Origin of the sequence: Adhaeribacter rhizoryzae, from assembly GCF_008629685.1 — a bacterium.
Lineage (GTDB): Bacteria > Bacteroidota > Bacteroidia > Cytophagales > Hymenobacteraceae > Adhaeribacter > Adhaeribacter rhizoryzae.
Genome location: NZ_VWSF01000023.1, coordinates 69,042 through 82,652 on the forward strand (window position 1 = coordinate 69,042; position 13,611 = coordinate 82,652).

14 protein-coding genes are annotated in these 13,611 nt (G+C 41.4%); 5 read left to right on the forward strand and 9 right to left on the reverse strand.

Translation table 11 applies throughout. The annotated features are described in order from the left end of the window. Positions 1-10: 10 nt before the first annotated feature. The 7 genes from F0145_RS21450 to rnk all read right to left on the reverse strand — a co-directional run bounded on the left by F0145_RS21450 (position 11) and on the right by rnk (position 5,773). Positions 11-1,471 carry a patatin-like phospholipase family protein gene (locus tag F0145_RS21450; RefSeq protein WP_150091831.1) on the reverse strand — a complete coding sequence of 487 codons (1,461 nt, stop codon included), beginning with the start codon at positions 1,469-1,471 and terminating at the stop codon, positions 11-13. Then, positions 1,455-1,877, reverse strand: a complete 423-nt coding sequence (locus tag F0145_RS21455; protein ID WP_150091833.1) for a DUF4345 family protein — start codon at positions 1,875-1,877, stop codon at positions 1,455-1,457. Before F0145_RS21455 ends, F0145_RS21450 begins: the two co-directional genes overlap by 17 nt. Beyond that, positions 1,874-2,251 (reverse strand): patatin, encoded by a 378-nt coding sequence (locus F0145_RS21460; protein WP_150091835.1) that lies wholly within the window; start codon positions 2,249-2,251, stop codon positions 1,874-1,876. The genes F0145_RS21455 and F0145_RS21460 overlap by 4 nt, the downstream gene beginning before the upstream one ends. Then, positions 2,232-2,768, reverse strand: a complete 537-nt coding sequence (locus tag F0145_RS21465) for an anthrone oxygenase family protein (protein ID WP_150091838.1) — start codon at positions 2,766-2,768, stop codon at positions 2,232-2,234. The genes F0145_RS21460 and F0145_RS21465 overlap by 20 nt, the downstream gene beginning before the upstream one ends. Positions 2,769-2,786: 18 nt before the next feature. Next, positions 2,787-3,683, reverse strand: a complete 897-nt coding sequence (locus F0145_RS21470; protein WP_150091839.1) for an acetoacetate decarboxylase family protein — start codon at positions 3,681-3,683, stop codon at positions 2,787-2,789. A 19-nt stretch (positions 3,684-3,702) separates the two neighbouring features. Further along, positions 3,703-4,758, reverse strand: a complete 1,056-nt coding sequence (locus F0145_RS21475; protein ID WP_150091841.1) for an alpha/beta hydrolase family protein — start codon at positions 4,756-4,758, stop codon at positions 3,703-3,705. 604 nt (positions 4,759-5,362) lie between these two features. After that, the gene (gene rnk, locus F0145_RS21480; protein ID WP_150091843.1) at positions 5,363-5,773 is read right to left on the reverse strand and encodes a nucleoside diphosphate kinase regulator; all 411 of its coding nucleotides are present in this window, start codon (positions 5,771-5,773) and stop codon (positions 5,363-5,365) included. A 706-nt stretch (positions 5,774-6,479) separates the two neighbouring features. On the opposite strand from rnk, the gene F0145_RS21485 reads away from it, so the two are divergent. Then, the gene (locus F0145_RS21485) at positions 6,480-6,902 is read left to right on the forward strand and encodes a GreA/GreB family elongation factor (RefSeq protein ID WP_150091845.1); all 423 of its coding nucleotides are present in this window, start codon (positions 6,480-6,482) and stop codon (positions 6,900-6,902) included. A gap of 116 nt (positions 6,903-7,018) precedes the next feature. Here the strand turns inward: F0145_RS21485 and F0145_RS21490 are convergent, their stop codons facing one another. Further along, complete coding sequence (locus F0145_RS21490; RefSeq protein WP_150091847.1) at positions 7,019-8,491, reverse strand: potassium/proton antiporter; 1,473 nt, start codon at positions 8,489-8,491, stop codon at positions 7,019-7,021. 231 nt (positions 8,492-8,722) lie between these two features. Here F0145_RS21490 and F0145_RS21495 point away from each other — a divergent pair, with 231 nt between their 5' ends. The 4 genes from F0145_RS21495 to F0145_RS21510 all read left to right on the forward strand — a co-directional run bounded on the left by F0145_RS21495 (position 8,723) and on the right by F0145_RS21510 (position 12,245). Continuing rightward, the gene (locus tag F0145_RS21495; RefSeq protein ID WP_150091849.1) at positions 8,723-9,400 is read left to right on the forward strand and encodes a response regulator transcription factor; all 678 of its coding nucleotides are present in this window, start codon (positions 8,723-8,725) and stop codon (positions 9,398-9,400) included. Further along, a complete protein-coding gene (locus F0145_RS21500) occupies positions 9,397-10,662 on the forward strand; it encodes a sensor histidine kinase (protein ID WP_150091851.1) in 1,266 nt (421 codons plus the stop codon). The genes F0145_RS21495 and F0145_RS21500 overlap by 4 nt, the downstream gene beginning before the upstream one ends. Before the next feature lie 200 nt (positions 10,663-10,862). Then, positions 10,863-11,762, forward strand: coding sequence for a hypothetical protein (locus F0145_RS21505; protein WP_150091853.1), 900 nt, complete (start codon positions 10,863-10,865; stop codon positions 11,760-11,762). Positions 11,763-11,810: 48 nt separating this feature from the next. Next, positions 11,811-12,245 (forward strand): PepSY-like domain-containing protein, encoded by a 435-nt coding sequence (locus tag F0145_RS21510; protein ID WP_150091855.1) that lies wholly within the window; start codon positions 11,811-11,813, stop codon positions 12,243-12,245. A 397-nt stretch (positions 12,246-12,642) separates the two neighbouring features. On the opposite strand, the gene F0145_RS21515 is transcribed toward F0145_RS21510, so the two are convergent. Next, a complete protein-coding gene (locus F0145_RS21515; RefSeq protein ID WP_150091857.1) occupies positions 12,643-13,254 on the reverse strand; it encodes a YqaE/Pmp3 family membrane protein in 612 nt (203 codons plus the stop codon). Between the last annotated feature and the right edge of the window lie 357 nt (positions 13,255-13,611).

Sequence of the window (13,611 nt, forward strand, 5' to 3'; positions counted from 1 at the left end):
AACATAAATATTAATTATCGCTGAAGAAGTAACTTTTAAGTGTTTTTTTCGCCCTTCGCCGCTCAAACCAACCATTGGCGTTGTACACACTTAAACTCCGGCGCAGGTAAACCCAATCGGCTACGCTAATATTAAATTCAGCGGTTTGCAGGGGACGGCCTACCGGACTGGTACCGGCGTACAATTTAACCTCTGCTTTTTTACCGGACCCCGATAAAAAACGGCCGTTGAATACTGCGCTGCCGGTAACCACGTAAGATTTTCCTTCCATTTCGGCCCGGAACTGAAACTGAACCAGTTTGTCTTGGCCGGTATCGTTGCGTTGCACGGTTAGTTCGCCGTTGAACCCATAATAAATGCGCAGCCCCTCCGGAAAACTTAAACTCGCGTTTAATTGGTAAGGCTGATTTGTTTGCACATAATCCTGAATATCGTGAATGGTGAGCGATAAATGCAGCACCGCCAATTGGTTAAATAATTTACCGGAAAGCTTGGCCCGGCAAGAGAAAGCAATGCCTTGAGATTTCATTTTGGTGGATAGATTAGTGGTGGCAACTGGTTCGGGGGGCAGGTTTAGCAAATATTCTTTGGCATCGGCGTAGCCCCTATCGATTAAGGTGGTGGCGTTTACCCGGTTAAAATATAGGTCCGGGTCCAGCGGCAGCGGGTAAGCTGGCTTTATCAGGTGAACTTGAATAGTTTTTTGTTGGCCGTAAGGCGAATCGCCCCGGCTAATCCGGTGGTTTAGTTCGGTTATATAGTCGAGTTCGGCGTAGAGTGCGCCGTTGGCGCTCATTTCAATCATTTGCACATACTGGTTAAACGTGCCGTTTTTGTATTCCGAAATATTACCAATGGTCCACACCACCCAGATTTCTTCGGCGCCTCTTCGCACTGCTTCCAGTAAGTTCGCATCTTTTATCCAGACCGCATCGATGTACCAGTTGTGGTTAATTTTCAGGGCCGGCATAAACATGGGCAGCGAAACCCCGGCCAACAGATGCGGCAGGGTAATATTTTGGTGCGGAATAGCTTCGTTCTTTTTCTCGGAATAATTGCACACGTTAAAAGTGCCGGCTAATGCTTGTTCCGCCTGTATGCGCTCAATATTTACACCCAAATGCGGCAATATTTTATAACGAATACCATCGGCATCGCCAAAGGCCGCTAGCCGCAAAGGATTTAAATATTTCCGGAAAGGCAGATAAGATACAAAGTGTTTACTATTGAGCGTGCGCCAGTTGTGGCACATTTGGTCAGTGCTCAGGCCCGATAGCAGCATGGCCAAGGTAAAGATGCCGCCCGAAGTACCATCGGCGTGGGTAAACTGCAAGCCGTGTTCTTCCAGAGCCTTTAACACGCCGGCCTGGTAAGACAACCGCATGCCGCCGCCCGCCAGCACCAAAGACCTTTTGGGGCCTTGGTAGCCTTCCGGAACCCGGAATGGGAGCGGTTTAGGTATATTTTCCATGCGGTTGCAGTTTGTTTCGGGTATATAAAAAAATCAGGACAACGCCTATTAATTCGTAAAGCGCAAAAAAGTAAAATAACCAATTGGGCGGACCATCTATCAAGTAAGACACGGCCCGGGCTAATACGCCTAAAAACATCACGCCTAAAAACAGGCGGTTAAACTTTATTAGCGAAAATACCTCTCGGGTAAACAGGAGCGCGAACAAGCCAAACCCAAATTCTATGAGCCGCAAAAACCGGTACTGGGTTAAAATGCTGGCCGCGGTAGTCGCGTTTACACTTTCAATATCAAAATCGAAAAGCATTTTCTGGTCTATTCTGGCCCCTATAAAAGCTCCCCACAAACCCGCTACTACCAGCAACCCCACGTAAGTGTAGAAGAAAAAATAGGCCAGCCCCTTCATGCTTTATTTTTAAAATTTCGCCAATAGGTAAATATTAAAATGCCAGATACAAAATCGAACAAAGCCACACTTAAGGCTAAGCTGGAAAATATACCGTTCCGAACACCTAACCCAATGGCAACCGCAGCGCCAAATTTTTGTAAGCCACACCAGAATATTGGCTCCGGCCCCAATGGCCGCTTTAAACTTTGCCAAAGCAAACCACCAAACAAAACCATGAACATGCCCACGATGGCAAAAAAATGAGCACTGGTTTTATCTGTTCGGGCACCTACAATATTTAATACCAACGGTGCCGCCACCACCTGCACTGCGCCGGTTAAAACCGTTACCCCGGAGATAAACAAAAGCAACTTAGGCAGCAACCTGGGCATTGCGCTGATTATAAACCGGTTTATTTATTGCCTTAAAGCTTTGTTTATATTTAATAAAAGAATAGGCCATCATGCACAGCCACTGCCCGCTCCAGAGGCTAACCCGGATTACGTTTAAGCGCGTCCATTTTTCGAGTACACCTTGCAATACAGCAGCATCTGTTATACCGGCGGCCATTTGCTCATTGTAAGGTATTATGTAAATAATAGTAAGCGCTGTAGCCAATATTACCCCGGCTATTACCCCAATCGGGAACCAGCGCAAAGCACTCCGCCACTCCGCAATTATCATAATTAGGGCCGTTGCCAGCATTACCACCGTCATGTAAGTAAAAAACTGAGTGGCCGCCGTTACCTGGGGCACGAACTGCAGGTAATAATTAGCGGGCGTGAGTTCCGGCACAATCGGGAAAGAGAAAAGAATTAACGACCAGCCCGTGCCCAGGTACATAGAAGTGCACAAAAACAACAGGGAATGATTTAGCCCGAGTAAAGTGTGTTTGGTTTCGCTGTGCATCTGATTTAAGGTTAAATATTAAACTCCTGCAGTTTGGGGTTGCTTGGCAGTTTGGCGATTAGGCTTTTCTAACCATTCTTCTCCGTAGCCTAAATGGTACACGCTTTCCAGGCCTTCACCGGTTTTTTCCGGTAATTCGGGGTAGCTTAAAAACCAGCTTTCAAAATAATCATCCAGAATGCCGGTAGTTTCGGGCAGGTAAGCGGTAAATATTGGCTCTTCTTCAATTTCCAGGTATTTAAGCTGCGCCGCATTAGGATGGTTGCCCAGAGTAATTTTAGCAGCACCTTTTTTAAATAAAGTCAGGCCGGCTTTGCCTTTAAAATAAATATACGATTTCATGAGCATGCCCCGGAAACGGCAATAATTAGCGGCACCCATGTTCATGGGCATAAAAATGCGGGAGGGACGGGTAATATCAAGCCGCATAATCATTTGGCCGTCTTGGTCGTACTGCGCGCTCAATATTTCGGGACCTTCCACAAAATCGAGGTTAGCCTGGTGCTTGGGCATGCCCCAAATGCCTTTGCCGCCTTTTACCGATATTTCGGTACTTACCGGCAAATCCAGAATATATTGCCCGGTTCCAAAAGTTTTGATGAATAATGCCGGCAGTACTTTGGGAGCGGGTTTACTGCCGTGCGTACAAGCCAAAGCAATACTGTATTCTATGTATTTGCCAATATCGGTGATGCGGTAATCTACTACGGTTAAAATAAATACGGCTTTGCCGTTCCAGAGCCGAACCGGGTGCACTTCGTTGCCGGGTAAAAGGTTACGGGCTTTCTGGCAATTGGCCGGAAAAGCCGCCATAATAACCGCAGCTTTGTCGGAGTTAATAGGCAATTGGTACGGAATGCCATCTACGCGGGCGTACCTGCCTGCCTGTTTCAAGAGTCTTTTAGGAATAGCCATAGGATTGTACGTTAATTTATTAGTTTACACTAAGTTCCTGCAGCATTAAAGGAAAAACATCTTTATCGGCGTTTTTGCCAATAAAAACATCCAGGTGGCTGTAATCGGGTAAAACCCGCAAGGCATGAAAACCTTGCCGTAGATCATCGAAATATTTAAAACTCCTGATTTGGCTGTCGGGTAGAAAACACAGGTTCTTACCGCCGGCAAAAAAAGAAATACGGGCTTCGGTAGCCGGCGCCGTTGCCACAAAAGATTCCGGCAGCTCTTTCTTGTGCTCAACGGACATGAGGTGCCCTTCTTTTACCGACCGGGCTATTTGCTTGTAAAAAGTCATGGGCACGGCGGCAAACTGGCCTTTAATCCACTCGTGGGTTTCTTCGTTCAGGTTTTCGTGCCGCCAAAGAGCCGGGAAACCGCTGCCGTAGGTAAAACTTACTTGTTTGCACACGCTGTTCTGGCATTCGTGGTGGGTAAGCTGTACCAGCGTATTCACCATTTTGGCCGTTAGGGTAGGCGCTTGCAGGCCCCACTGCGGATTTAAATATTCGGTTAGCTGCTTCATTACCGGCACCATAAACGAAAGCTTAAACCTGGAAAAATCGGGCACTACGGGGTGCAGCGAAACCGCATTCGAAACAATATTGGTAACCTGGGGCACTAACCCCGCTACAACCGACATCATAAAACTGGTAGAGCCCTGGCAATGAATGATGGCCTTAATATTAGGCTTGCTAGTTATTTCTACTACTTTCTTAACTGCTGCCGGATGATCGTATAAAGCTGCCTGGTCTAAGGTCCATTTATTTGGCGCAAAATCGATGCTGGCCCGCCAATTTTCCAGCCATACATCGTAGCCTTCTTCCAGTAAGAATTGTACAATATTTTTATTAACCGGTGCTAAAAATATACTGGCGCTTACCCCGGCCCCGTGCACCAGCAATATTGGTCCTTTGCTCGCGGCGCTATAGCCTTTTACACGAATTAAACTGCATTCAAACCCGTCGCCGGCCTCAAAAGGTATGGTTTCGAAGTAGAGGTCTTTGCCGGAATATTTTTGGGTAACAGGCTCCATAAAGCAACTGTTTTAGAGTTTAAAAGGCCATATAGTAGTTATTAGCAAAAAAGCGGAAAGGTCAACAACAGGATTATGTAATAATATTATTTTAATGAAAGATAATGATTTTACTAAAAAATATCAAGATTTATTTGGAGTAATTTATGACAGGTGCTCTTTCTATAATCTTTATTTTTATAAAAATTCTGCTTATAAAAAGATAGGTATTTAGGGTAAATATTAATGGAAAAGAAGGTTAAACGATTGCAGATATTTATACAACTATTTGTTTTATCAGCTTTTGGAATTAAATATGAGAAAAGTTTTTACACCAAAGTGCAATATAACTGAACTCGTAAGGAATGATGTTCTTAGTAAAATTGCTTTCTGGTAGTAATGTGGTATAATATTGTTTTAATCAGTTTTGAAGCAATAATTTAAAAAAGTGTTATTGTGTACTGTTTAATAAAAGAGGTTTAAGTAATTTATTCCGGTTATTCAGAAGGAAGCTATTTAGCAAACAACCAAATGTTTACTTCCTGAATAACCGAAATAAATTCTTTTAGTAGATTGTATATTAATGAGTTATGAGAAATAGCAAATAATAGCCTAAAGCTTGATTTTATAAGTGAAAATCACCGGCTGCTTCCGGTTGGTACAATATATCGTCGATTTGGATTTTAACTTTGCCGCTAGGTACTACCCAGTCAATTACATCGCCTTTGCGGTAGCCCAACAAAGCAGTAGCTATAGGCGCAAATATTGATATTTTGTTCTTTTTGATATCAGCTTCTTCCGGATACACAATCTCCATCTTTAATTCCTGGTTCGATTGCAGGTACTTTAGTTTTACCACGGAGTGCATGGTAACCACATCAACCGGAATTTGAGTAGGTTCTACAAGTTGCGCCCGGCTTAACTCTTTGGTTAAGTTGTTAATTTCCTTGGTGTAGTTATTGGAACTCTGCCGGAAGTGGTGTATGCGCTCCCGGAGGCGCAGCGCGTCTTTTTCGCTAATGATAATGTTATGCATAAGTTTTTTAGTTTGTTAAATGAATAAGATTCGGGTGGATTGCGGTTAAACAAACCGCTTTAATTCCCCAAATCCACCAAAAGAAAAAAAAGAAAAGCAAAACGTTCTTTTCCAGAACGTAAGAATATTTATAAATAATATTTATTACTCTTAAAATTTAGTAGAGTTGCCCAAAGTAAAATTTTATCGGGTTTAAATAACGGCTTTTAACCGGTTTACTAAAATATAAAAGTTTATTGCTGTATGGTGGCTGCCCGGTATAATATTTAACGTTGCACGGCGTTTTCTTTTAAAGTACCTGCATTTACTTATGCCATTTAAACAGAAAATAGTTAAAACCGACGCAAAGCCATTTATTGGTTTAAACCCGGTCGCGCATCATGCTGCTAAGTGTGAAGTGCTGAATGGCTATTGCCTTTGTTTTTATTCGGCTCCTAAAGCCTTTTTCAAGTAAGCCGGCTCTTTCCGGCAAAATTTATCGCTAAAAAAGAACCGGTCTTTTAACCGGTCACCTAAATTTTAACTTTAGCCTGCTTTAAAAATTTAAACTAAACGGCTAAAGATTAAGAAAGTTTTAGCAAAAGCATTAACCGGTTTTACCGGGTTTACGACTTACCAGTTTTAATAATTTTTATTGCGGAAGTTAAAAGCCTAAAGCTTTAGCGGCCGGAAATAAATTTTTATCAACCATAAAACCTTAACTGCCATGAATACTATTTATTTAACAGAAGACGACTACCAGCAATTGGTTAAGCTCATTCAGGGTCAGCCTAAAAATGAAGATTTAATGCCAGCTTATATCCGGTTAAAGGCAGAATTAAAACGAGCCAAACGCGTGCCTTCCGTTACAATTCCGCCCGAGGTGGTTACCATGAACTCACGGGTGCGGGTGCAGGAACTTAAAAGTAACAGCGAAATGATTTTATCCGTGGTTTTTCCGCACGAAGCTAACTTTAACGCGGGCAAAATATCGGTTTTATCGCCTATTGGTACCGCTATTCTGGGCAGCCGCGCCGGCGACGAAGTTGTATGGACCGCGCCTTATTGCAAGTTTATCTATAAAATAAAGGAGGTGCTTTATCAGCCGGAAGCCGATGGTGTACTGGCAGACGAAGGAGTGCTGGTTTAACGTTGAACTTAATATATTTTAAATATTTTTAACGCAGTAAATCGTTATTTAGGCAATATTTATTCAGGCGCTTAAATCTATTATAATAGGTTAAGCGCCTTTTGTATTCTCGCGTTTTAAACTTCCGGTTCTACTTTTAAGCTTTCTAAGGCTTTGTTAATGCCATCCTGGTTTTCCGATAATATAATGAGTTTATCTTGTGGGTGTAAAACCGTGGAGCCATTTGGGGTAATATATTGCCCTTCTCGTTCTATAAGGGTAATTAAAGTAGATTTAGGAAACCCCAACTGAATAATAGATTTACCGGTTACCGGGCTATTGGGCGGCAGCACCACTTCAATTATTTCGGATTTAATATTATCGCCTAATAAAATATCAACCGACGTTCTTCTTTTAACCCGGCTGGGTAACGATACGTGCAACCAGTTGGCAATAGGCGTAAGGGTAGTGCCTTGTATCAGTACAGAAGTTAAAGAAATAAAAAACACAATATTAAAAATCATTTGGGCTTTTTCTACGCCGGCCAGCATGGGGTACGTAGCAAAAACAATGGGTACGGCGCCCCGCAAACCCACCCACGAAATATACCAGCGGCTCCGGTTTTTAACTTTAAAAAATAATAAGCTTATAAATACACTTATGGGGCGGGCAACCAAAATTAAAAAGCCCGATACCAGCAGCCCAATGCCAATAACCGGTATAATCTGGCTCGGAAAAACCAGGAGGCCCAGCGTTAAGAACAATACAATTTGCATTAGCCAGGCGTAACCATCGAAAGCTTTAAAAATAGCTTTTTTGTGAATCAGGCTTTGGTTACCCAGCACTACCGCCGATAAATAAACCGCCAGAAAACCATTACCCCCAATAAAATTAGTGGCCGAAAAGGTTAAAAACATGAGCGCAATAACCAGCACCGGGTAAAGCCCTTCAAAATCTAATTTAATTTTATTTATTAAAATCTGGTTAAGTTTACCAAAGCCAAGCCCCAGCAAGCTGCCAATAATTATTTGCTTAAAAAATAACGGAATAAGGCTTACCAAACCGGCTTCTTGGTTTACGACCAGGCCGGTAAAAGCTATGGTTAAGAAATAGGCCATGGGGTCGTTGCTGCCACTTTCCAGTTCCAGGGTGGGCCGTAAGTTGCTTTTAAGAGCCAGGTTTTTTGAGCGCAAAATAGAAAATACCGCCGCTGCATCGGTAGAAGATACAATAGCCCCCAGTAACAAACCTTCGTACAGCGAAAAGCCGGTAACCTGCCACACAAAAACCGCTACCAGCATAGCCGTCAGAAAAACGCCTAGCGTAGAAAGCGTAATACCTTGCCACAAAATAGGTTTAATGGTTTTCCAATCGGTTTCCAAGCCACCGGAAAAAAGTATGAAATTTAAGGCCACAATGCCCACAAACTGTGCCGTCTGCGGATCATTAAAATGAATGCCGCCAATACCTTCGGAGCCGGCCAGGATACCAACCAACAAGAAAAATATTAAAGTGGGTACCCCAAACCGGTACGAGGTTTTGCCGGCCAGAATGCTGATTAGTAATAAAACAGAACCGACCAAAAGAATATTTTCGGTTGTTAAACTCATACGGGTAGTTGCGTTTAGAAAATTTTTAGTGTCGGGATAGTACCCCGGAGTAGCCGGCTAAACTATTATGGATTAGCTTAAGAAATTACAGCTTACGAAAAAAACTAACGGAATTGCTAAAATATACGTTTTTTAACCTTTTTACTTTCTTTTTTTATGCGGTTCCTAACTTTTTCCGGTTTTGCCTGCGTAATTGTGCCTAAACTCCCCAAACTAGCTAAATAAATTGCCATGAAAATATTAGTAATAGAAGATGAGCCCGACATGCTGGATAATATTGTCAGTTCGCTGCGGAAAGAACAATACGTGGTAGAAGAAGCGGCTAATTACCACGAGGCTTTAGACAAAATAGGCGCCTACGATTACGATTGTATTTTACTGGATATTAACCTGCCCGGTGGTAATGGCTTGCATTTATTAGCAGACCTCAAAAAAAATAAAAAATCGGATGGCGTTATTATAGTATCGGCTAGAAATTCTTTAGACGACAAAGTGGCTGGTTTAGAATTGGGTGCCGATGATTACCTGGCTAAGCCTTTTCATATTGCCGAATTGCACGCTCGGGTAAAATCGGTGTTGCGCCGCCGGATATTCGAAGGCAGTAATCTCATACAAATACAAAATTTAACCCTCGACCCCGACAAGCACCAGGTTTGGGTAAACAACCAGGAATTAACCCTTAACCGGAAAGAGTACGATATTTTGCTTTACCTGGTAACCAACAAAGGGCGGCTGGTGAGTAAAACCGCTTTGGCCGAACACGTATGGGGCGATTACATAGACGAAGCCGATAATTTTGAATTTATTTATTCCCAAATTAAAAACCTGCGCAAAAAATTAAAAGACCACCACGCCGCCGTAGAAATCGGGGCTATTTACGGCATTGGTTATAAATTAACTTCCCCATGAAATTACTCAATTACACTACCTCTTACCTGGCCGGTATTTTATTGGCGGTAATATTGGTTTGGGCCGCTATTTTTTACTTTAACATGCTCGACGAAATATACGACAGCATGGACGATGGCCTGGGTAATCAGAAAATATTGGTAATACAAAAAGCAGCCCGCGACAGCACAGTTTTTGCGCGCCGCGATTTTGAAGATGGGTATTACCGCCTGAAAGAAATTTCTTTTGCCCAGGCCCAACACCGGAAAGATGTTTACCAGGATACCCTCATGTACATGCTAAACGAACAGGATTACGAACCAATCCGGATGCTGACCACCGTATTCAGGCACCAAAACCGGTTTTATGAACTGCGGGTAATTACCTCTATGGTAGAAGAAGATGATTTAATTGAGGATTTGCTATTTGCTTTGCTATGGCTGTATTTGGGTTTAATTGCCAGTATTTTGGTGCTTAACAATATTTTGCTCAAACGCATTTGGCAACCCTTTTACAAATTATTACAACGTCTGCAGGAATTTCGCCTGGAAGAGCCCAGCCAGCTGGTGGCAGAACCTACCGAGGTTACAGAATTTCAACTGCTTAATAGTACCATCGAAAAACTCCTGCAAAAAAATATTGAGACTTATACCAGCCAGAAAGTTTTCATCGAAAATGCCGCGCATGAATTGCAAACCCCTTTGGCCATTAGCTTAAATAAACTGGAATTGCTCGCCGAAGGCCAGAATTTACAGGAAGATCAGCTCACCCAGATTGGCGCTGTTATGCAAAACCTGGAACGGCTAACCCGCCTGAATAAATCGCTTTTATTATTATCTAAAATAGAAAACAAGCAGTTTGGCCCGGTAGAAGAGGTTAATATTAACGAGGCCGTGCAAAAGGTGGTAAGTGATTTTGCCGATCAGGCTACTTACCGGAATCTTACCATACAAGTGCAGGAAACAGCTATTTGCCGGCAACAGTTAAATCCCGATTTAGCTTTAATCTTAATTATTAATCTGGTTAAAAATGCCATTATGCACAACGTGCCGGGCGGCTCGGTAAATATTAGCATCGATAAAAATTCTTTTGTAATTCAGAATTCCGGTAAGGCCGAGCCCCTGAACGACCATAAATTATTTAACCGTTTTTATAAAAACACCGATAGTCCGGGTTCTACGGGTTTAGGTTTAGCCATTGCCAAAGCCATCGCCGATTTGTACCAATTTCGGATTACCTATGAGTACCAGCAGCTTCACCAAATAGCGGTATACTTCAATTAAGTTATAAAGAATATTTTTGAAAAAAATCTACCACACACATGCTAATTCCAGATTGTTTCCGGATTTGCACCCGACCTTTGAATTGTAAATTACGTTACAGTTAGATTGTTTATTTAGATAAATGCTTATTAAACAAATATTTAAATTAAAATAATCTGACTATTACCAGACCAAACCGAATACTTAAAAAGAATAAAATTATGAAAAGTCTGAAAATATTTTGTTTGAGTTTAGTTTTTCCGGGTTTGCTATTGTCTTGCGAAAATGCCAAAGGCAGTAATTCCGGCGATGACGGGAAAACCAAAAAAGAACAAAAAAATAATAAAACCAAAGAAGTTGCTTCAAGCGCCGTAGAGGTTGTTAAAAAATGGGATTTACCCGAAATACTGCTGGAAGTATCGGGCATTACTTACCTGGGCAATAACCAGTTTGCCTGCGTACAGGACGAAGATGGCGTAATATTTATTTACGATACGGCGGCAAATAAAATTGAACGAAGCATTACGTTTGGTGCCGCCGGCGATTACGAAGGCATTGCCGTAGTTGGCCGTACAGCTTACGTGGTGCGCAGTGATGGTAAAATTTACGAAGTAGATAACCTGGATACCAAATCGCCGAAAGTAACCGAACATGCTACTCCTTTAACGGCTGCCAACAATGTAGAAGGCCTCACTTATGATGCCAAGCAAAACCGGTTACTGCTGGCCATAAAAGGAGCCGAAGCCGGATCGCAGACTTATAAAGGCGTTTATGCTTTTAATTTAAGTACCAAAAAAATGGCCGCGCAGCCTTTGTTTAAAATAGACTTAAATGATACCAACCTGAAAAATAATGCCGGCAAAAAACTGAATAATGCTTTGCAGCCATCTGAGTTAGCGGTGCACCCACAAAACGGCAATATTTACTTAACCGAGGGTGCTAACCCGCAGCTTTTTATAATAAGCCCGGCTGGTAAAATATTGGCCCGGCACAAACTCGACGACCAGGTGTTTAACCAACCCGAAGGTATTACGTTTAGCCCGGCCGGTGAGATGTATATTTCCAACGAAGGCAAAAAAACACCTGGCAATATTTTACAGGTGCGCCTGAAATCAGAATAACAAGTTCTTACCCAATAAATTAATTCATTTAACTTTAACTACTTACTTATGAAAAGTAAATCCTTTTTAATTGCTGCCGTTTGTGCTACCTTCTTTTTGTCTAGTTGTGAGAAAGAAGAAGTGGTAAAAGCCGAAGATTTGCCCCAGACTGCCAGAGAATTTATCAGTAATAATTTTGTGAACGAAACAGTAACTTCGGTAGTAAAAGAAGAAAACGGCAAAAATATTTCATACGATGTGGTTTTAAATAATGGCACCAAGTTAGATTTTAACAAAGAAGGCCAAATAACCGAGATCGATAGCCAAACCAAATTACCCGACAGCGTAATTCCGGGCCCTATCCGCAGCTATGTACAAACCAATTATACCACCGAACATATTACGGGCTGGGAGTTGGAAGGTACCAACCAGGATGTTGAATTATCGAACCAACTGGAACTGCGGTTTGATAAAGACAATAATTTTGTAAGCTTGCAAGACTAAATTAATTGCTAATTATTTAATTTGATAATAAAAGTAAAATCCCGGTTGCTGCAAGGCAACCGGGATTTTTTTATTAATATTATACTACTATAAATTTTAACTGCGCTTAAACCTGATTTTGGTCATCCTGAGCTTGTCGAAGGATCTATTACAACCAAATAAAACTAGATTTAGCTGTTTCGATAAGCGCAACATGACTACAATAATGTAAGGCACCAACTAATAAGTATTTGTATCAGTTAAACAAGATTATTTAAACTTACTGCCAGGAGCAAAATCTTACAGAACTTAATTTAATCAAACCTGAAGTTAAGTTATATCAAACAAAAAAGCCGCCCTTACATTAGGAGCGGCTTTTTTATTTGGTAAACCTAATATTCTGTTCTTACAAAAATATTTAGATGGTGTCTGTTACAACCAGCAAGGCGTAAATCATACCGGGAATAAAAAACAAAATAGTTAACAGCAAGCTTATCCAGAAACGGTTGTTAATGCCTTCGTGCAAAAATACCCCTACCGGCGGTATTAAAATGGCAAATATGATTTCCACAATATTCGAACCAGAGGCATCTTGCTGCAATATCTCTTTTACGTTAGTCTTAAATTCTTTCTTCTCTGCTTTACTTAAATGCGCCAACCGGTTTTTTACCAAAGCCAGTGCTTGCGTTTCTTCGGGCGTTAAGGCTTTTTGGTCGGTAACTTGGTTTTTAGCCGGAGTTAAAGGTTTTGTAGCCAGGCGCTTAGTTGCTATTGGTTGTTGCGCTTTTACAATACTAGCCTCCAAAACAGGTTCTTCTGGTGCATTATTAAAAGTAACTTCATCGGTGAGGGGTGCGGTTGTGGCATCAGGCGTAGTGGCTGCTACTACCGGAGCGGGTTTTGCTTTTACCGGTTGGTAAGCTTTTTCGTTACTCGGCGCTAACCGGTAATATTCTGCGGAACTACACGAAAATAATACCTGGGCAATAAACAAAACAATAGCAAAATGCAGTAAATTTTTCTTTTTCATGCTTCAATCATTTACATTTAAAAATATTAAAAGTTAGTGCTACGCCACCGGCCAGTGAAAGCAGCACCTATATATATAGTTTAACATACTCCTTTTATTTATTTTAGTTTTATTACAATTAAGATTGAATTCTTTAAAATTAAGTTGCTATTCATAGTTAAATAGTATAAAACTAATGCTATTTAATTTTGCCTGCGCTTGCTGTAAATAATTAATAGTGAGCCATAATTAGCATCGTAGCCAATATTCTTATATATTAGTTAAATGAGAAAAAAATGGTAAAAATTGTAATTTAATCTTGGGATTTATATTTTTTCTTATATCCGAATTACTTATAATTGAACAAAAGTATCCACC